Origin of the sequence: Picrophilus oshimae DSM 9789 (assembly GCF_900176435.1) — an archaeon.
Taxonomy (GTDB): Archaea; Thermoplasmatota; Thermoplasmata; order Thermoplasmatales; family Thermoplasmataceae; genus Picrophilus; species Picrophilus oshimae.
The window spans coordinates 497,193-514,731 of the sequence record NZ_FWYE01000001.1 but is presented as its reverse complement, the minus strand read 5'-3'; the positions used below and the strand labels follow the sequence as shown (position 1 = coordinate 514,731).

Annotated in this window: 21 protein-coding genes and 1 rRNA gene; 8 read left to right on the top strand and 14 right to left on the bottom strand. The window is 38.1% G+C overall.

What is annotated here, in order from left to right; all coding sequences use genetic code 11:
- The first annotated feature begins 26 nt into the window (after window positions 1–26).
- Window positions 27–1,130 (top strand): DUF373 family protein, encoded by a 1,104-nt coding sequence (locus B8780_RS02805; protein WP_084272575.1) that lies wholly within the window; start codon window positions 27–29, stop codon window positions 1,128–1,130.
- On the top strand, window positions 1,114–1,788 hold the full coding sequence (locus B8780_RS02800) for a 6-hydroxymethylpterin diphosphokinase MptE-like protein (protein WP_084272574.1): 675 nt from the start codon (window positions 1,114–1,116) through the stop codon (window positions 1,786–1,788). The genes B8780_RS02805 and B8780_RS02800 overlap by 17 nt, the downstream gene beginning before the upstream one ends.
- Here the strand turns inward: B8780_RS02800 and B8780_RS02795 are convergent.
- On the bottom strand, window positions 1,775–2,422 hold the full coding sequence (locus B8780_RS02795) for a 2-phosphosulfolactate phosphatase family protein (RefSeq protein ID WP_011177237.1): 648 nt from the start codon (window positions 2,420–2,422) through the stop codon (window positions 1,775–1,777). The two genes, B8780_RS02800 and B8780_RS02795, sit on opposite strands and share 14 nt — an antisense overlap.
- Window positions 2,423–2,516: 94 nt before the next feature.
- Between B8780_RS02795 and B8780_RS02790 the strand changes: the two genes are divergently transcribed.
- The 5 genes from B8780_RS02790 to B8780_RS08070 are packed head-to-tail and all read left to right on the top strand — an operon-like array spanning window position 2,517 to window position 5,081.
- Window positions 2,517–2,984 (top strand): 50S ribosomal protein L11, encoded by a 468-nt coding sequence (locus B8780_RS02790; protein ID WP_011177238.1) that lies wholly within the window; start codon window positions 2,517–2,519, stop codon window positions 2,982–2,984.
- Window positions 2,985–2,994: 10 nt separating this feature from the next.
- Complete coding sequence (locus tag B8780_RS02785; RefSeq protein ID WP_011177239.1) at window positions 2,995–3,636, top strand: 50S ribosomal protein L1; 642 nt, start codon at window positions 2,995–2,997, stop codon at window positions 3,634–3,636.
- A complete protein-coding gene (locus B8780_RS02780; RefSeq protein WP_084272573.1) occupies window positions 3,629–4,576 on the top strand; it encodes a 50S ribosomal protein L10 in 948 nt (315 codons plus the stop codon). The genes B8780_RS02785 and B8780_RS02780 overlap by 8 nt, the downstream gene beginning before the upstream one ends.
- Window positions 4,577–4,585: 9 nt before the next feature.
- Window positions 4,586–4,891: a 50S ribosomal protein P1 gene (gene rpl12p, locus B8780_RS02775; protein ID WP_011177241.1), complete on the top strand. Its 306-nt coding sequence runs from the start codon at window positions 4,586–4,588 to the stop codon at window positions 4,889–4,891.
- A 43-nt stretch (window positions 4,892–4,934) separates the two neighbouring features.
- Window positions 4,935–5,081 carry a hypothetical protein gene (locus tag B8780_RS08070; RefSeq protein ID WP_153274200.1) on the top strand — a complete coding sequence of 49 codons (147 nt, stop codon included), beginning with the start codon at window positions 4,935–4,937 and terminating at the stop codon, window positions 5,079–5,081.
- 6 nt (window positions 5,082–5,087) lie between these two features.
- On the opposite strand, the gene bcp is transcribed toward B8780_RS08070, so the two are convergent.
- The 9 genes from bcp to B8780_RS02730 all read right to left on the bottom strand — a co-directional run bounded on the left by bcp (window position 5,088) and on the right by B8780_RS02730 (window position 13,356).
- Window positions 5,088–5,540, bottom strand: coding sequence for a thioredoxin-dependent thiol peroxidase (bcp, locus tag B8780_RS02770; RefSeq protein ID WP_011177243.1), 453 nt, complete (start codon window positions 5,538–5,540; stop codon window positions 5,088–5,090).
- Between the two features lie 23 nt (window positions 5,541–5,563).
- Window positions 5,564–6,019 carry a DUF1947 domain-containing protein gene (locus B8780_RS02765; protein ID WP_084272572.1) on the bottom strand — a complete coding sequence of 152 codons (456 nt, stop codon included), beginning with the start codon at window positions 6,017–6,019 and terminating at the stop codon, window positions 5,564–5,566.
- A gap of 4 nt (window positions 6,020–6,023) precedes the next feature.
- On the bottom strand, window positions 6,024–7,340 hold the full coding sequence (locus B8780_RS02760; RefSeq protein WP_084272571.1) for a hypothetical protein: 1,317 nt from the start codon (window positions 7,338–7,340) through the stop codon (window positions 6,024–6,026).
- The gene (locus tag B8780_RS02755; RefSeq protein WP_084272570.1) at window positions 7,337–8,194 is read right to left on the bottom strand and encodes a transcription elongation factor Spt5; all 858 of its coding nucleotides are present in this window, start codon (window positions 8,192–8,194) and stop codon (window positions 7,337–7,339) included. Before B8780_RS02755 ends, B8780_RS02760 begins: the two co-directional genes overlap by 4 nt.
- A gap of 9 nt (window positions 8,195–8,203) precedes the next feature.
- Window positions 8,204–8,452, bottom strand: coding sequence for a protein translocase SEC61 complex subunit gamma (locus B8780_RS02750; protein ID WP_011177247.1), 249 nt, complete (start codon window positions 8,450–8,452; stop codon window positions 8,204–8,206).
- A 75-nt stretch (window positions 8,453–8,527) separates the two neighbouring features.
- A 16S ribosomal RNA gene (locus tag B8780_RS02745) occupies window positions 8,528–9,998 on the bottom strand.
- 273 nt (window positions 9,999–10,271) lie between these two features.
- On the bottom strand, window positions 10,272–11,012 hold the full coding sequence (locus tag B8780_RS02740; protein ID WP_084272569.1) for a hypothetical protein: 741 nt from the start codon (window positions 11,010–11,012) through the stop codon (window positions 10,272–10,274).
- A gap of 33 nt (window positions 11,013–11,045) precedes the next feature.
- Window positions 11,046–11,888 (bottom strand): SDR family oxidoreductase, encoded by an 843-nt coding sequence (locus B8780_RS02735; protein WP_084272568.1) that lies wholly within the window; start codon window positions 11,886–11,888, stop codon window positions 11,046–11,048.
- Window positions 11,889–11,931: 43 nt separating this feature from the next.
- Window positions 11,932–13,356 carry an MFS transporter gene (locus B8780_RS02730; protein WP_084272685.1) on the bottom strand — a complete coding sequence of 475 codons (1,425 nt, stop codon included), beginning with the start codon at window positions 13,354–13,356 and terminating at the stop codon, window positions 11,932–11,934.
- A gap of 71 nt (window positions 13,357–13,427) precedes the next feature.
- Here B8780_RS02730 and B8780_RS02725 point away from each other — a divergent pair, with 71 nt between their 5' ends.
- Window positions 13,428–13,712 carry a DUF357 domain-containing protein gene (locus tag B8780_RS02725; RefSeq protein ID WP_011177251.1) on the top strand — a complete coding sequence of 95 codons (285 nt, stop codon included), beginning with the start codon at window positions 13,428–13,430 and terminating at the stop codon, window positions 13,710–13,712.
- On the opposite strand, the gene B8780_RS02720 is transcribed toward B8780_RS02725, so the two are convergent.
- Genes B8780_RS02720 through tgtA form a run of 4 tightly spaced genes read right to left on the bottom strand, consistent with a single transcriptional unit; the run spans window position 13,713 to window position 17,533 of the window.
- Window positions 13,713–14,780: a DNA recombination protein RmuC gene (locus B8780_RS02720; RefSeq protein WP_011177252.1), complete on the bottom strand. Its 1,068-nt coding sequence runs from the start codon at window positions 14,778–14,780 to the stop codon at window positions 13,713–13,715. It lies immediately after the preceding gene.
- 28 nt (window positions 14,781–14,808) lie between these two features.
- Window positions 14,809–15,051, bottom strand: a complete 243-nt coding sequence (locus B8780_RS02715) for a hypothetical protein (RefSeq protein WP_084272567.1) — start codon at window positions 15,049–15,051, stop codon at window positions 14,809–14,811.
- Window positions 15,052–15,068: 17 nt separating this feature from the next.
- Window positions 15,069–15,626: a vitamin K epoxide reductase family protein gene (locus B8780_RS02710; RefSeq protein ID WP_084272566.1), complete on the bottom strand. Its 558-nt coding sequence runs from the start codon at window positions 15,624–15,626 to the stop codon at window positions 15,069–15,071.
- A 29-nt stretch (window positions 15,627–15,655) separates the two neighbouring features.
- Window positions 15,656–17,533 carry a tRNA guanosine(15) transglycosylase TgtA gene (gene tgtA, locus B8780_RS02705; protein WP_084272565.1) on the bottom strand — a complete coding sequence of 626 codons (1,878 nt, stop codon included), beginning with the start codon at window positions 17,531–17,533 and terminating at the stop codon, window positions 15,656–15,658.
- Between the last annotated feature and the right edge of the window lie 6 nt (window positions 17,534–17,539).

Below are 17,539 nucleotides of genomic sequence, written 5' to 3'. Positions count from 1 at the left end.
TATACTGAATTTGTTTATTTATATCTGTGAGGAGTTTAATAATCAACATAGATCGTGATAACGATTTTGGCATGAAGGCCGGTGTTGAGGGACCTGTTATTGGCTATGCTGATTGTTATAATGCGGCATTAAGACTTATATCCACGGATCCTGAGGATTCTGACGGAAACGGGCTGTTCGGAGCCCTAAAACATTACGAGGATTTAAAAAGAAGGGGCGAGGATGTTGAGATAGCACTCATAACAGGCGATGATGATGTTGGTGAAAAATCAGATGAAATAATAGCAGCGCAGATAGATGATGTGCTGTCAAATGATAGGTTTGATGATGTTATACTTGTTTCTGATGGGGCCGAGGATGATTACATAATCCCAATAATAGCCTCAAGAATAAAGATAAGGTATGTAAAACATATTATAGTAAGGCACAACCAGAATATAGAATCCATGTACTATTACATCGTCAGGGCTGTAAAGGATAAAAAGATAGCAAGGAAGTTTACGATTCCAGTAGGCCTTGTCTTTCTTACATACGGCATCTCGGCATTAATATTCACATTATACACAATATATGCCTTCCATTCTTATTATATAGACCCAAGCGCCGCTGCAATAATGCTTGTTACAATAGTTCTTGGATCATATTTTATAGAGCGCGGCCTTGAGATAAGGTCATCAATAAGAAATATATTATCAAGAATGATTACAAACGCAAGGGAAACAAAGATATCTTTTCTTTTCTCTGTAATATCAATATTAATAGTCCTTTCAGGCATTGTTTACAGTTACACCGCAACAATAAAGTATGGCCCGGTCATTGACAAGATCTTTGTTTTTATAGCATACTTTGTATGGTGGGCTTTTGCAGCCTTTTTAATACGTGAGATTGGAATATATATAGAGAATATAATAGTAAACAATGAAAACATTAAGCCATGGTTTGGAATACTCTTCATGCTCTCGCTTACATTTATAATATATGGAATGATAAATTACATGATGTATGCCATGTCATTTATATCGTTTTCATCGGCTGTTATCAGCATATCTTTAATAATAATAGGCATAGTAGTTGCGGTCACATCATCATTTATACACAGATATTACAGATCTGATGCAGATGAGGCTTAAACGCTGGATACCATTATACAGGGAAATAGCAGCCGATCTTAATATAAGAACGTTCAACGATTATTATGCATCAAAGATGCTTCAGAATTATGCATTTACCATGAAAGATATAAAATTCAATGAAAGAACTGCCTATATAATAGGCAACTCCCCGGATATGGAAGATTATTTGCCATCGATATCGTCCGGGATTAAGATCGTTGCAGATTCCGCAATAACCAGGTATTTAATGAGGTGTGGTTATCCTGACATAATCGTAACGGATCTTGACGGAAACATAAATGATATTATAAATGCAAATAAAAATGGTGTTTTAACTTTTATACATGCCCATGGAGATAATATTATTAAGATAAACAGTTATATAAAATACTTCAAAAATTTTATAGGCACAACACAACACATACCAATAAAAAATATATACAATTTTGGCGGTTTTACAGATGGTGACAGGGCCGCATATATTGCAGATTATTTCAATTTCAATGAGATAGTTTTAATAGGCTTTGATTTTAATAGGCCGTATATAAAGGACTATTACACGGTTAATGATATAATAATGAAGAGAAAAAAGCTCCAGTGGGCGTTAAAATTAATTAAAATGCTTGCGGAATCACGTGGAAGTAAATTCACGGAATCAGGCATTATAGAGATATAATTTTATTATCCCTGTATACTATTGCCTTATTATATATATCAATCTTTAGTGTATTTTCTATATCATCTTCAAAGCCCATGAGTTTAAGCCTCCTTGAGCCGCTGCATCTTCTTGTTCTATCTATATAATCATTTACATCATAATAATCATTTAAAAGTGCCTTTCTTAAAAGCTCGGCAAAGATTAGATCCTCGTCGCTGGTGCCGTCAGGCCTGTTTGATACTATTATATCAACATCTTTATCCGTTAAAGCTCTTACAGTTGCAGAGAAATTTATATATGATGATATAAAAATGTCACCAGGGAATTTTAACAGCTTAAAGAGCACCTTAATACCATTTGTTGATGTTAATATCATTATTTTGCCGGATAGATCCAGATTTATTATCTCAGATGGGCTGTTTCCATAATCAAAGCCCGGAATCCTCATGCCGTAGCGTTCACCGCTTATAAATGAATTATTAATCCTTTTTCTCAGTGAAAAGGCATCCTTTATGCTCCTTGCCGGTATTATATAGGAAACGCCATTCATTAATGCTATTGATATTGTTGTTGTTGATCTGTATATATCAATAAGAACCTTTGTGTTCTTTGAGAAGTCCCTGGTCCTTCTACCGTCAACTATATTTATCATTTTGCCATTATTATTAATCAATATAATTTACTTTTCACTAAAAAAGGAAAATATTAAAAATGAGATATAAATTGAGGTTTACAGGTGTAAGTATATGGTAGCAGTCAAAACCATGGTTGAGGGTGGTAAGGCAACAACCGGGCCGCCTCTTGGACCTGCCCTTGGTCCCCTTGGCCTTAATCTTGGCCAGGTGGTTAAGGACATAAATGAAAAAACAAAGAACTTCGCCGGGATGCAGGTTCCTGTTACGGTAAATGTTATAGATCCCGCAACAAAGAAGTATGAGATCATTGTTGGTGTTCCACCAACATCAGCACTTCTTAAAAAGGAGCTTGGCATTGAGAAGGGGGCATCCAAGAAGAAGGAAAAGATAGCTGGCAATGCCACGCTTGAGCAGATAAAGAAGGTTGCAGAATCAAAGAGATCGGCCCTGCTTTCATATAATATGAAGGGTGCCGTTCTTGAGGTTCTTGGAAGCGCAGTATCACTTGGAATAACAGTTGATGGCAGGGATCCAAAGGAAGTACAGAAGATGATAAAGAACGGTGAGATAGAGATATAAGGTGGTCTTCATGGTAAGAAATGAGATAAAGGCAGTTAAAGAGGAATCAAAGAAGAGAAACTTTCTTGAGAGCATAGAGATATCCATAAACCTAAAGGATGTCGATCTAAGCGATCCAAAGAAGAGGATAAATGAGGAGATTGTACTGCCCAGCGGCCGTGGTAAGGATCTTAAGGTTGCATTAATATCAAGCGAGGAGATGAAATTAAAGGCCAAGAATGCAGATTACACATTCTCACCAGAGGATGTTTCAAAGTTTGTTGATGACAAAAAGTCATTCAAGAAGCTTGCAAACAAGGTAGATTTCTTCGTCGCAGAATCAACATTAATGTCAAGCATTGGTAAGAACCTTGGAGTAATACTTGGACCAAGGGGAAAGATACCAAGACCGGTGCCGCCTGGTCAGGACCCCACAGCTCTGATAGAAAACCTTAAAAAGAGCGTGAGGGCTAGAAGCAGGGATAGAAGGACATTCCATGTACCAATAGGAACCAGAGAGATGAGCGATGATGACCTTTACAACAACTTTGTTACGGTATACAAGAGAATTGTATCAAGGCTGGACAAGGGCCCTGGAAACATAGATTCAATATATATAAAAACAACGATGGGGAAGGCCATTAAGGTGGAAACAGGTGATTTAAATGACTGAGCCAGCACAGTGGAAGATAGATTTTGTTAAGAACCTTGAGGATGAGATAAATAGCAGAAAGGTTGCGGCCATAGTAAGCATAAAGGGTCTTAGAAATAATGAGTTTCAGAAGATAAGGAACAGCATAAGGGATAAGGCAAGGATAAAGGTCTCAAGGGCAAGGCTTCTGAGGCTTGCCATAGAAAATACTGGAAAAAACAACATAGTAAAGCTTAAGGATTATGCACATGGCCAGGTTGCACTTATAACCACGGATGAATCGCCAAAAAAGATCTACGACATACTTGAAAAAAGCAAGACGAAGGCGCCGGCAAAGGGTGGCGAGATAGCCGAGGAGGATATAGTAATAGAACCAAAGGAGACAAATTTCCCGCCAGGACCAAAGATAAGCGAGTTCCAGAAGGCCGGCCTGCCGGCAGCAATTGAAAAGGGAAAGATAGTTATAAAAAGCGAGGTAACATTTGTAAAGAAGGGCGATGTCATTACAAGGGAGAAGGCCCTTGTTCTTAAGGATCTTGAGATATATCCAATAACAGCAGGTCTTGACCTAATAGCGGCATACGAGGATGGATTAATATTCAATAAGGATGTGCTATCAATAAGCGATGAAAAGATCATGTCAGATCTTGCATCAGCCTTCCTTGGTGCAAAGTCACTTGCAATTGAGGCAAACTTCATAGTACCGGAGATTGTTCCCGACATGATATCAAAGGCCTATCTGGAGGCACAGTCACTTGCAATTGAGGCAAACTTTGTCGACGAGAAGAACATAGACATATTCATAAGAAAGGCATTTATAAATGCAAGCGCAATCGAAGCATTAATAAATAAAGATTTAAATAATGAAGATATAACGGATAAAAAGGAAGAGAAGGCCGAGGAGAAGGAGACATCCAGTGATGAGGATGCAGCCTCCGGACTTGGCGCATTGTTTGGATGAGGTGATATAATGGAGTATATATATGGAGCCTTACTGTTGCATTCAGCAGGAAAGGAAATAGATGAAAACAATCTGAAAAAGATACTTGAGGATGCTGGTGTTAACGCTGATGAGGCCAGGCTTAAGTCCCTGGTTGAGAGCATGAAGAACATAAACATAGAGGATGTTCTTAAAAACGCGGCTGCCGCACCGGTAGCAGCACCGGCACCTGCAAAGGAAGAGAAGAAAGAGGAGAAGAAGGAAGAGAAAAAGGAAGAGAAGAAAGAGGAAAGCGAAGCCGATGCAATGCAGGGCCTCAGCTCACTCTTCGGATAAATTTTTTTGATGCAATATGGATATTTATTCATATTTTTGGCTTGTGATAAAATACATATTTCCGCTTGCACTTTTAATAATATCAATAGTGTTCTTTAATCCATTGCTGATAATGATATCAATAGTATGGATCGTTGCGGCCATGGCCATTGAAATCACAACAGCAGAGGAAAGGGCAAGACTCGCATAAAAATTTTTAATTTATAAGTTTTAATTCCTTTAACTTTTCATAGACCTCCTTTGCATGGCCGTCAGGCTTGACCTTTTCAAAGACATGGGCAATCTTTCCGTTCTGGTCTATTATGTATGTTACACGTTTTGCCGTTGAAACGCCAAGAACGCCGTATTTTTTTACTATTTCCTTGCTCTTGTCTGATAATAAATCAAAGTTTAGATTCAGCTTTTCATGGAATTTCATATGGGATTCCTGTGAATCAACACTAACGCCTATGACCTTTACCCTGGAATCAAATATGTCCATGTTGTCCCTGAAGTTCTTTGCCTCCACGGTGCATCCCGGCGTGTTATCCTTTGGATAGAAATAAAGTACAACGGGCATGCCACGGAAATCACTTAGTTTAACGGTTTTTCCGTTCTGGTCAACGGTCTCAAAATCAGGTGCGGTATCACCAACTTTTAAAAGCTCCATGAGATTATATAATAATTATGTAATTAAAGATAACGATTCTTTATTATATTATCATTTAAATAATGCAGGTTTTCGGCCGCAATGCCCTTTCTTTCCCTCATTATATTTTCTGCATCGTCTGTTAACCTGCACACCGCTATGAACTGGTTTTTTTTGTTTGCTATGTATGTGATATCGCCCTTTTTCATGCTCATGTCCATTGAAACAATGCCAGGAGAGAAGAGGTTGGCACCGTTTGATATCCTTGAAACAGCGCCATCATCGACGATTGTTATATTTTTATTTGGTTTTATGTTGTTTAAAAGGTACAGCGTTGGTATATCATTGTATATAACAGGCATGTTTGAGTAATAATAAATTGTGCTGTTCTTTAACTGCTCCACCTCAAGATCAGAAAGATTTGATATGTCTATACCAAGCGATTCCATCCTTGCCTTTATATATTTAAAATCCTTTTTTGAAATCATATGCCTTGACATGCTATCACATTATTATATTCTTTAATTCATTTATATTCATTTTATTTCCTGAGATTAGATCATCAATGTACGGCCTTATCCTTTTTCCAAGTATTATCTCATTGTCAGAGAACATGAAGAGCCTGTTTTCACCCATGGATTCTGTAAATGCGCAGTAGATGGCCTTTTTAATGTAATTATCCATGTGCCTCTCACCGTATGATAATGCATGCTCCCTTCCATTTAAACGGTATTCCTTTATAATTGAAATTAGATACGATGAGTTTTCAGACCAGGGTTCAGGAAGCTCTCTATCAATATTTATTGATTCAATGAGCTTTTTCAGCTGTTCAATCTGGCTTTTATAATCGCCATGGAGGTTTTTTATATCATTATCATCTACATTGAACATTGACTTTAGAAGGGAATTTTTATCATATTTAAATAATAACTCGTAGAGCTTGTTCACATTTTTATCCTCGAGGTATATACCATGCCTTGATATTAATTCAATTAATCGATTGTTTTCTATGTTAAGCTCATTGCAAAAATCATTGATGGTATAAATTTTATCCCCTATTGCATAAAGATTATTTGATACAACATACCTTTTTTTGTATTCAATTGCACCTTCTATAAAGTCATTTGTGTTTTTATTGTTTTTTACGTAATCATCTGGATCTATATCTATTTCCTTTAGGAAATCAATATTTATTTCTGCTTTCATATCGTTTGTTAATATATGCTTGAAGAGGTAATAGAATAAATTACCCTTAAAGTCCTGGTATATTATAAACGATGTCCCCATGTATTTTACATGCATCTTTTCCCCGGAGCTGCCTATTATTATATTATTGTCTGATACCTTATAGTTTATACCTTCCTCATCAAGTATATCCATGAATATTGATATATCAGGCCCATCCTTGCATTTTGCTGTAAAGTAATGCCTTGTTGAGAAAACACTTATATTTTTTGACACAACGTCCTTAAATGCCAGAAGCCTGAAAACATCATTGTTATAATTCTGGACGCCTGCAAGTACCGTTTCATCGGTATTCCCCCTCTTGCAGTATGGAACCGAACCATAGTTTGTCTTTATAATACCCATCAGCGGCGCCCTGTTATCATCGCATATCATTTTGCATTCATGAAATGCTGATATGAAATTTGATGACTTTTTGAAATTCCCCTGATTTAAAAGCTTCTGGTATTTTTTTATTGGACATAGAATCGATTTATTATCGCAATCAGGTATCATAACCTGCGGATTATCAAGCAAGCTTTTAAGGTTTGAAAGGAATTTTTCCTCGTTTTCCCTTGAATTCGACTTAAGCCTCATTTTGAATCAAGCGGCCTTATGGATTCAGCCTTAACGGTAACAGGTATTGGCACCATTGATTCTGTGAGCTGTACCGTTACCTCCTCCTTTGAGGCATCTATGCTCATAATCTTTGCACGCTCGCCCTTGAAAGGGCCGCCAACGATCTCCACAAGATCGCCAAGTGACAGACCTGATACTGCAGGCTTTGGCGTAAGATAGTGCTCTATTTCATCCATTGAAACGGTGCCGCTTATAATACCCTTAAAGTTTCTTAAGGTTCTGGCAAGGTACTCAACGCGGTCAACATGCATGGTCTCTATAAATATGTATCCCTTTATCTCGTATGGAGACATAATTGATAGTATCTCATTCCTTGCATTTTTGTTTGATATTAATCTTTCCTTAAGATCTGTTTCAGCCTTGGCAGACAGATCTACGGCCGTATCAAGCTCCTTTCCTATTGTGCACTTTGCTATTACTATAACAGGAACAAGCTCTATTGTATATTTATCATGGAATTTATAGACGCCATCCTCAGATGATAAATCGACATCAAGAATGATTTTGTCGTTTTGATACCCGCCCCTGGGCGTTAATATCCTTAATGATATGTTTCTTTCCTCGTTCTGCGATAAATCATAGTTAATATCTATTTCCTTATTATCTGATGGCGATACCTTATAATCATTATCAATTTCTATAAGCCATTCTATCATGCTGTCTGACTGCTCGAAATCTGTATTTAATCTTAATGTGAACTTCCTTTTTGAATTCCCTATGTTCTTTAATTTTAATGATATCATTACGTTTTGATTGCACCCGGATTTTATGGCATGCTCATCGCTGGTCTTTATCCATTCGTAACTCTCCATTAAATCACCTTAGAAATAAACGCTCATCAATAGATATATAACAAAGCCTATAAACCCAAGGAAAACGATGCCAAAGCCTGCTATTAAAAGAACCTTGGTGTACTCATCCCCATTGGGCTTCTTGGCCATCTTCATGATTCTTGAATATTTTCCCTTACCGATGCCCTGAAATTTCCTCTCTATTTTTTCCTGCTGCGCAATTAATTTATCCTGAATATTATTTTGATTCTTTTCCATTATAGAAGATAAGAGAAACATAAAATAAAATCTTTTCCATAAATAAGCAAAAATAGAAAAATACAGAAAAGGAGATAAGGCAGAGTCGCCTTTCGTAGGAGGTGATCCATCTGCAGGTTCCCCTACAGATACCTTGTTATGACTTAACCCTCCTCACTGACATCAGATTTGAGCTAACCCTCTCGAGCTAACCCTCATCCAACACCAGCTCGGATGGTTTGACAGGCGGTGTGTGCAAGGAGCAGGGGCATATTCACCGCGGGTTGTTGACCCGCGATTACTACGGAATCCAGATTCATGAGGGCGAGTTACAGCCCTCAATCCTAACTACGGACAGGTTTGGCGATTAGCTTCCCCTTTCGAGGTTGCAACGCATTGTCCTGCCCTTTGTAATGCGCGTGTAGCCCGGGAGATTCGGGGCGTACTGACCTGCCGTCGACCCCTCCTTCCTCCAGCTTAGCGCTGGCGGTCTCTCCAAAGTGCTTACCTACCCGCGTAGGTAATTGCAATTGGAGATGGGGGTCTCGCTCGTTATCACACTTAAGTGAACGCCCTACGGTACGAGCTGACGACGGCCATGCACCACCTCTCCTGCTATCGAGTAAACTCGTCAGGTTGACTCTCATCCACAGGTCGCTCCCGGTGAGTTTTCCGGCGTTGAATCCAATTAAACCGCACATTCCTCCCGTTGCGGTGCTCCCCCGCCAATTCCTTTAAGTTTCAGTCTTGCGACCATACTCCCCAAGCGGCCCACTTAACACCTTCGCTCCGGCACTGCCTCCCCTCAACGGAAAGGCAACACCAAGTGGGCAGAGTTTACAGCTAGGACTACCCGGGTATCTAATCCGGTTTGCTCCCCTAGCCTTCGTTCCTCACCGTCGGATCCGTTCTAGTTGAACGCCTTCGCTACCGGTCGTCCTTCCAGGATTACAGGATTTTACCCCTACCCTGAAAGTACGTTCAACCCCACCCGGTCCCAAGCTTTGCAGTCTCTCCAGGAGATCTAACGTTAAGCGCTAGAATTTACCTGGAGATTTACAAAGCCGGCTACGAACGCTTTAGGCTCAGTAAAAGTGACCACCACTTGAGCTGCGGGTGTTACCGCGGCGGCTGGCACCCGTCTTACCCAGCCCTTATTCCTTATGCTTTTTAGGCATAAGAAAAGTCTTGGCTTTTGCCAAGACACTCAAGCTCCCCGTGTCGCGCTTGCGCGCATTGCACAGGTTTCGCGCCTGCTGCGCCCCGTAGGGCCTGGACTAGTGTCTCAGAGTCCATCTCCGGGCTACCCCTCCCAGGGCCCGTACCCGTCTTAGGCTAGGTGGTCCGTTACACCACCTACTACCTGATAGGCCGCAGACTCATCCCCGGGCGCCGGAGCTTTCACCATCCAAACATTCCAGTTCTGAATGGCTATAGGGAATTAGCCTCAGTTTCCCGAGGTTATGCCCTTCCCGAGGGTAGATTATCCGCGTGTTACTGAGCGGTACGCCGGTGCCTTACGGCCCCTTGACTCGCATGGCTTAGTCGGAACTTGATAGCAGTGGCCGCCGGCAGGATCAACCGGAGTTAATCCATGTCGACTTGGTCGACTTTTAAAGAAGAATTGGCAGGCTCTGCCTTACCTATCAGAACCTATCACATGGATAGGAACCTCATCTTTACCAGCCTTGGATTATGAATATCATCCTATGCCATAGAAGGCATGTCTATTCATTCGCTAAGGGCTGGTACCCTTTTTTGTATTATCTTAATTACAATTTTCTATATAATGTTTTTCAATTTTGAAAAATATATATTTTATAAAATTATAATAATTACTTTTTTAATAATTAAATTATTTTTAATTCCCAACCTTATTTTTCATATATTTTTGATATACAAGATACATTGACAGGAATCCTATCATTGAAAATAAAAAACTTAGAACAGAGATGTCAAAATAATCTATGATGTGATCATAAAATAGTGGTACAAGAAAATCAATTAGGCCGAGAAGCATTATAATAAAATATGATTTTTTCCTTTTTATAAAGTAGAGTGATGCCATGGCACCCCATGCCCCATGGGCAAACAGCGATGACAAACGATCCAGGGTATGGTAAAAGAGGTATCTTAAAAGCTGGTAATTCCCAAAATAAAGCAGTGTGTTTTTTAAGGATTCGTATATTATTTTTGATCCCGGTGCATTTGAAGCTATTAAATAGTATGAAATTGAAACTTCTGGCAGTGTGATTCCTGATAAAAATCCAAGGAAGATTGCATTTTCCCAGAAGGCAAGGGAAACACCGAATTCAAGTGGTTTATCTATTTTAAACATTATGGCAAATATGAATGAAAAACCCGCCTCCAAAATGGCTGTCTGAATAACATAGTATAAACCCTGAACATAGTATGGATATAAAATAATATAATTCAATGTAAAATTTTGAATAATTATCTTAAGTGCAATTGCAATAAAATATGAAATTGCCGCAACGCCAAAAATCCTGGCCCTTACCCTTAGCATTATGACCGGAACGATTCCTATAATTATGCTTATTACAGGCCATAGAAAGCCAAGCGGGTTTATATCTGGTGACATTATTATTGAATTAAAATATATTTATAAATTTTTTTATTTCCTTGATTTTTTCATTAAATTTTCAAAGAAATCCTCGCCAAGGCCAGAGAATATATCATTTATAATATTGCCTGAAAGCCAGGCCCCGCCGTCTATTGTAATAACCTCACCATTTATAAATGATGCCATATCAGATATTAGATATGCCGCCAGATTTGATACCTCTGATTTTGTAACAAGCCTTTTTAATGGAGTCTTTTCAACGGCTATTTTTTCAATATCCTCTGATATGCCAAAGTTTCTCCATGTGTTTTCACTGTAGAATAGCCCTGGTGCTATTGCGACTATTCTTATACCCTTTGGACCCCATTCAACTGCCATGGATCTTGTAAGTGCAAGCACACCTGCCTTTGCAGCGGCGGATGCTGCAAGGTAAGGGCTTCCTGTCCATGCATATGATGCCACAATATTAAGTATTGTACCCCTTATATTATTTTTCATGATCATTTTCCCAAAGAGCTGTGAAAAGTAAAATGTTCCATGAAGCACAATATTTACTATGGCATCAAAACCGTTCCTTGATATATCATCCGTTTTTGATATAAAATTTCCGGCAGCGTTGTTTACCAGGGTGTCCGGAATGCCAATTGAATTCTCAATATCGCCCAGGGTCTTTGATATTGATTCATAATCACGTATATCACATTTATAATAATATGAATCTATGTTTAAATCTCTAAGATTCTTTTCAGCGTTTTTCAAATTTTCCTCATTTCTGCTGATAATTATTATTGATGCACCAAGTGATCCAAAAGTTTCCGCCATGGAAAAACCAAGGCCTGTTGCACCGCCTGTTATTATAATCCTTCTGTTTTTTAAGAGATTGTTATTAAACATAATATTTAAAAATAATTTATTATAAAATAGTTCCTATTGTAACCTATGTTTTTAATTTAACCGCCTTTTCAGCACGATTTTCCTGGCCCCTTGATATTGAAAGTATAACAGCTATTACCAGTATTATGAATGACATAATAAGTGCTGATCTGATACCTGTCATGAATTTTCCTGCTATTGTTCCAACGATATTATGAAGGCCAAGAAAAACCTCGAAGGCAACGTACCTTGGAACTGTTATCGATGCTATTGTTATTGCAAGAACATAGCTTATTAATGTTCCTATGTTTGCGAATGTTCTAAGTATTCCAGAGGAAACACCGTAAAATCCCCTGGGCGCATTTGCCATAACGGCACTGTTGTTTGCAGGATAGAATAAGGATGTGCCAAGGCCGCCTACAAGTGATGCTATTATTACAAAGTAAAGCGGGGTTGTCACGCTAAAGCTCATGTATATTAGAACGCCAGCCATCATCATCGATAAACCCAATGTTGCCGGTATTCTTGAACCTATCCTGTCGCTTAGCCTGCCGGCAAATGGTGCTATAACAGAGCCAAGAACATAACCTGGAACCAGAAGTAGCGAGGCATTTAATGGTGATAATCCACGTATTCCCTGTAAATACATTATAACTATAAAAACAACCGATAGATAGCCCATGCTCTGGAAGAATGAGGCAAGTATTGAAAACGAAAATATATGATTTTTGAAGATCTTCATGTTTATTATTGGATATTCTGCCCGCCTCTCAATGAATATAAAAAATATTAAAATGGCTATTCCTGTTATTATTAATAATATGTTAAATTTATCAACGCCGTATCCTGTTATATTTGATGCACCGTATGCTATTAGAACCAGGGATGCAAGCAGTGATAAAAATCCCGGTATATCGCTGTGGGACTCCTGTCTTTTATCGTCCTTTATGTTCATTATGCCAAGGACTGCGGCAATGATGCCTATCGGTACATTTATATAAAATATGTACTGCCAGCCAATATACGTTGTTATCAATCCACCAACCAGAATCCCGAGGGTTGCCCCGGTTGTCCACCCTATTGATGTGTATCCATAGGCCCTTCCACGCTCATTCACAGGGAAAATATCTGCAACTATTGCCCCGCTGTTTGCCTGCATGAGTGCGCCACCAAATGCCTGAACAGCCCTGAAAAATATTAATTCATCTGCAAAAATGGACGTGCCAGCAAGGGCAGAGCCAAGAGTAAAAATTATAAATCCGGAATTGTACATTTTTCCACGGCCCAGCGAGTCACCTATCCTGCCAAGCTGGGTTGTCATAACTGCTATGACAAGCAAATACATTATAATAACCCAGATCGTTGTTGATAGTGATGAGTGAAGGTCTGTTGTTATATCCGGCAATGCAAGTATAACTGCTGTTGTATCAACGCCGGTCATCATCAGACCAAGAACTATGACAAATAGAGCGATACGCCTCATAGATATCACTTAATACAATATTTAATGGTTATTAACCTTTATAATAAAGTTCTTTTACAAATATACAATGGTATTCAATGGATTTAAAGGAAAGGGTGGAAAGATACATAAAAATAGAGGCCGAGGCCCTTGATAAAATAAGGATAGCCGTGCCAGAGACTTCGCATCTTATGGTTGTTGCAAGGGATTTTTTGGACATGATAAGAAATTATTACAATGATGCCCTGTATTTCTATGATAAAAACGATCTTATAAATGCATTTGCGGCATTAAATTATTCATACGGCTGGATTGATGCCGGCATAAGGCTTGGAATATTCTATGGCGGCAGTGATTACAGACTGTTCACGCAATACAAATGACTACTTATCAAGATTCCTTTCGAACTCGCGCATTATCGGCTCAAGGCGGCGTTCCAGGGAGCCTTTTGTCCTTTGATATGATTCCAATGCCTTGCCAAGGTTATTTCCTATTTCATCGTAGTCCTTCATAAATGTATCAAGCCTTGACCTGAAATCCTTTATTTTTAGCATCAAATTATTTATATTCGATGATAGTTCCTTCTCGTTCCAGCCCGCATGAACGGTCATTAAAAGCGATATTAACGTTACCGGTGTTGAAACAATAACATGCCTTGAAAAGGCATTTTCCACCGTTTCTCTGGACCTCTCCATGATAATTGATAGAAGCGATTCAAGTGGAAGGAACATTATTACAAAATCTACGGATCCCTCAAGATTCTGCCAGTACCTTTTAGATTCCAGGGTTCTTACATGGTTATTAAAATCATCTATGTACCTTTTTAAATGATCGAGCTTCAACTTTTCATTTGTTTCATCAACGTAATTTAAATAGGAATTCAATGGCACCTTTGAATCTATTATGATTTTTCTTCCATTTGGCAGGTTTATAACCATATCAGGTCTGTACTCATTGTTTATTGTCACCTGCTCGCTAAAATCGCAGTATGGATTCATGCCTGCTATTTCAACGATTCTTCTCAATGTTATCTCCCCCCACTTGCCACGTATTGACGGGTTTTTTAATGCGTTTGCAAGGGCCCTTGTATCGTGGTCTATCTCGTTTAGATACTTTGAAAGGTTCTCTATACTTGCCTTTAGGCTGCCTGAATCAAGCTTTCTTTCATTTTCAACACGCTCTATGTACTCCCTGTATGATTTTAATGATTCATAAACAGGCTCCATGATATTTTTTATCTCAAGCCTGTTCTTCTCATTTATATTTGATATAACCTCCGTGTTTTTTTCTATCAGCTTCTGTGAATTTTCATCAAGAATTTTTTGATAATAGAGCTCTATATCACTTTTTATGCTCTTTGTTATGGATTTTGAAAGTATTTTTGCAATTAAATAAAATATTAATAGGCCAAGAAAAATGCCAAGGATAAGTCCATAAATAAATCCAAGCATGCCTGATTATAATTATCTAATTTAAAAATTATTTGTTTATTGCATAGTATCTTCTCAGTTTATTTTCATGGTCGTATATGTCCCTGTACTTAATCCTGCCTGACCATAGCATCATTGTAATTATAACGTGCAGCTCAATAATGTCTATGCCTGTGCTTTCAGATATCTCCTTTAATGTAAAATATGAATCCCTGTTCTTTTCAAGAAATGATGTTATTAATGACTCTGCATCACCGCCCCTTGATTTTATATCATCGCTTTTAACCGGCATGGTGTTTAATAAAATAACTATATATTATTCTTCCTTTTTTTATAAATTAGTAGGCTTATTAAAAAACCAGAGACCACCACTGCTATAAATATTAATGCCGTGTACAAAATGCCAATGTATTTTGGAAGTATGTAAAGCAATATTAATCCAATGAAATAGAATAATATGCCTATTAATCTTGTAAAATCAAGGCCGTTTTCATAAATGTTCGATGCCAGCATCAGTATCATGCATGGTGATAGATCGTTATCGTCCTCTATTTCCATGTAAATGGTATCATCATAGCTTATTGTCCCTGCATGTTTTCCATTTTTTAATATCTCTATGCCGGCACCAGGATTATTATCAAAAAATGCCTTAAATAATGAATTTTTATAATTAAATGACATGTCATTATTTATCTCTATTTTTTCATCGTCCTCATATGCCATTAGATTTTTTCCGGATCTTTCAATTGTTATGTCCCTTATGCCATTAATTGAAACGATGCTTTTGCCATGTTTATATCTGTATTTTATTGTTGCAACCATTATATTATCCTCAAAGACCTCATTGCCGTCTATGGTATATCTCACGGTATAATATTAAAATATAAATATTAAAATTATGCTGCTTTTTTGTTTATACCCTCATGAACCTTTACGGCCACGCCGCTTTTATAATAATACATTTCAATTCCAGATACAGCTGCCTTGCCAACGGCATAAAGATCATCATCCTCGCTGACAACGAGCGTTTCATTTCCTGGTATGATTCCGGTATCAAATGATTTAATAAATTTAAAAAAGACGTTGTATCCGTTTGCATTGAATCTCCCGCTCTCATCATCGACAACAACCCTCAGCCCCGGCCATGGCTTCATTGATAAAAGCCTGTATGCACCTTTTATTGATAGTGTGAGATATCCATCGTTCCTCATTGTTGCAATGATGTTATTATCCTCAATTATGTTTCTTATATGCCCTGTTGATTTTGATTTTATTATGTTTGATTTATCAAAGAACCTTTCATTAATATTGAATTGAAACATTGCTATTGTATTAATCTTTTCAGTATCATAATCGCGAAGCCTTTTATCATAATGTTCCCCCTCATAAAATTCAATGTCATTGTTTATTGATTTTAACCTTTTTAAATAGTCTTCCTCAAGTTTTTTATCGTTTAAACCGCTTGATACAAGCTGCTGAACAGGATATGAATCCTCAAGAAAAAGTGGTATGTATATTCCATTCCATGAAACTAAAAGATTAAAATCTGTGCATTCCACAATATTTTTTATTACGTTTTCGTTTTTAACGCCGGGCCTCCAGTACTTTGAACTTATAATCAATGTGTGCCTGCTGTTTGATATATAATTCTCTGTGAATTTCATAATTCTTTTTATAATTGGATGGTTCAATGATGTTTTATCATAGTAAAAGAACGGTGATTTATATGATAAAGGTGAGTAATCAGAGGTATCGTAATTTATCATGGACATAAAGGCCTTGAAAAGCGCCGGATGACTCCTGGCCTTTTCCTCAACATAATTATAAAGTGTGTTTTCATAGATTCTCTCCTTTATCTCGTTAATCTCAATGAATATCGATTTAAGATTATGAAGTGCAAGCATTCTTGTTCTTTTTTCACTTTCCTCATGAAGAAGCTCCTGTGGCGTGTATTTACCATGGATTGGACTCCATTCAGGAAACTCCCTTATATCATTTAACGCCCTTGTGCCCTCACTGTATAAAAGCCTGTTGTCCTTTGCGTATTTTATATATGATGCGGAATCGAAGAGATCAACTCCAAGCATCACCGCAAAGGCAAAGAACATGGGATGGCCGCCTCCAAAGAGGTGCACCGGCCTTGAAAAATCAGATGAAACCTTTGAATTAAATATTATTTTTACAAGGTCGCTGTACCTGTATGACTCAAGAAGTGGAACGACCCCGCCTATGGGCAGATATGATGCATCAGACATTAGATATGCGGACAGCCTCCTTAGATCCGGGTATATTGATCCCTGCACCGGCCCGGCTATAATTTTATCCTCAAAATCTATTTCCTTAAGTCTTTTATACGTTTCAATGACCTTTGACCTGGCGGAATTATAACTTTCATCAGGTTCGGTGAAAACATCAAGTATTGTTATTATATCACTGCCTATGGCCTTCTGGAAATCGACTATTTCCTTATTTGAATACTCTATATCGCCGTACACGTGGCTCTGAAATGTTCCCGAGTCTGTCATTATTGGACCGCTGAATTTTATCAATGAGTGCAGACCATGTCTTAATGCATCCTCATTTAACCTTTGATTTCTCTTTATAATATAGCTGTTCGTTATAACGGCCTGAACACCATATGATCTTAATGTTGATTCATCCAGAAAGTTAAGATTTGGATTGATAACCGGCATAACCGTCGGTGTTTCTATCTCACCATGCGGGGTTTTAAACCTGGCTATCCTTGCAAGATTTTCCCTGAAAAGTATCTCCATGGAGTG

What these genes read in the sequence shown, in the direction of transcription:
- B8780_RS02795 (WP_011177237.1), bottom strand. Translation starts at nt 2,422, where the DNA reads ATGATAAATATAGTTGACGGTAGAAGGACCAGGGACTTCTCAAAGAAC.
- tgtA (WP_084272565.1), bottom strand. Translation starts at nt 17,533, where the DNA reads ATGGAGATACTTTTCAGGGAAAATCTTGCAAGGATAGCCAGGTTTAAA.
- B8780_RS02750 (WP_011177247.1), bottom strand. Translation starts at nt 8,452, where the DNA reads ATGTTTCTCTTATCTTCTATAATGGAAAAGAATCAAAATAATATTCAG.
- rpl12p (WP_011177241.1), top strand. Translation starts at nt 4,586, where the DNA reads ATGGAGTATATATATGGAGCCTTACTGTTGCATTCAGCAGGAAAGGAA.
- B8780_RS02715 (WP_084272567.1), bottom strand. Translation starts at nt 15,051, where the DNA reads ATGCCGGTTAAAAGCGATGATATAAAATCAAGGGGCGGTGATGCAGAG.
- B8780_RS02760 (WP_084272571.1), bottom strand. Translation starts at nt 7,340, where the DNA reads ATGAGGCTTAAGTCGAATTCAAGGGAAAACGAGGAAAAATTCCTTTCA.
- B8780_RS02735 (WP_084272568.1), bottom strand. Translation starts at nt 11,888, where the DNA reads ATGTTTAATAACAATCTCTTAAAAAACAGAAGGATTATAATAACAGGC.
- B8780_RS02755 (WP_084272570.1), bottom strand. Translation starts at nt 8,194, where the DNA reads ATGGAGAGTTACGAATGGATAAAGACCAGCGATGAGCATGCCATAAAA.
- B8780_RS02725 (WP_011177251.1), top strand. Translation starts at nt 13,428, where the DNA reads ATGGATTTAAAGGAAAGGGTGGAAAGATACATAAAAATAGAGGCCGAG.
- B8780_RS02790 (WP_011177238.1), top strand. Translation starts at nt 2,517, where the DNA reads ATGGTAGCAGTCAAAACCATGGTTGAGGGTGGTAAGGCAACAACCGGG.
- B8780_RS02720 (WP_011177252.1), bottom strand. Translation starts at nt 14,780, where the DNA reads ATGCTTGGATTTATTTATGGACTTATCCTTGGCATTTTTCTTGGCCTA.
- B8780_RS02740 (WP_084272569.1), bottom strand. Translation starts at nt 11,012, where the DNA reads ATGTCACCAGATATAAACCCGCTTGGCTTTCTATGGCCTGTAATAAGC.
- B8780_RS02765 (WP_084272572.1), bottom strand. Translation starts at nt 6,019, where the DNA reads ATGTCAAGGCATATGATTTCAAAAAAGGATTTTAAATATATAAAGGCA.
- bcp (WP_011177243.1), bottom strand. Translation starts at nt 5,540, where the DNA reads ATGGAGCTTTTAAAAGTTGGTGATACCGCACCTGATTTTGAGACCGTT.
- B8780_RS02800 (WP_084272574.1), top strand. Translation starts at nt 1,114, where the DNA reads ATGCAGATGAGGCTTAAACGCTGGATACCATTATACAGGGAAATAGCA.
- B8780_RS02785 (WP_011177239.1), top strand. Translation starts at nt 2,995, where the DNA reads ATGGTAAGAAATGAGATAAAGGCAGTTAAAGAGGAATCAAAGAAGAGA.
- B8780_RS02780 (WP_084272573.1), top strand. Translation starts at nt 3,629, where the DNA reads ATGACTGAGCCAGCACAGTGGAAGATAGATTTTGTTAAGAACCTTGAG.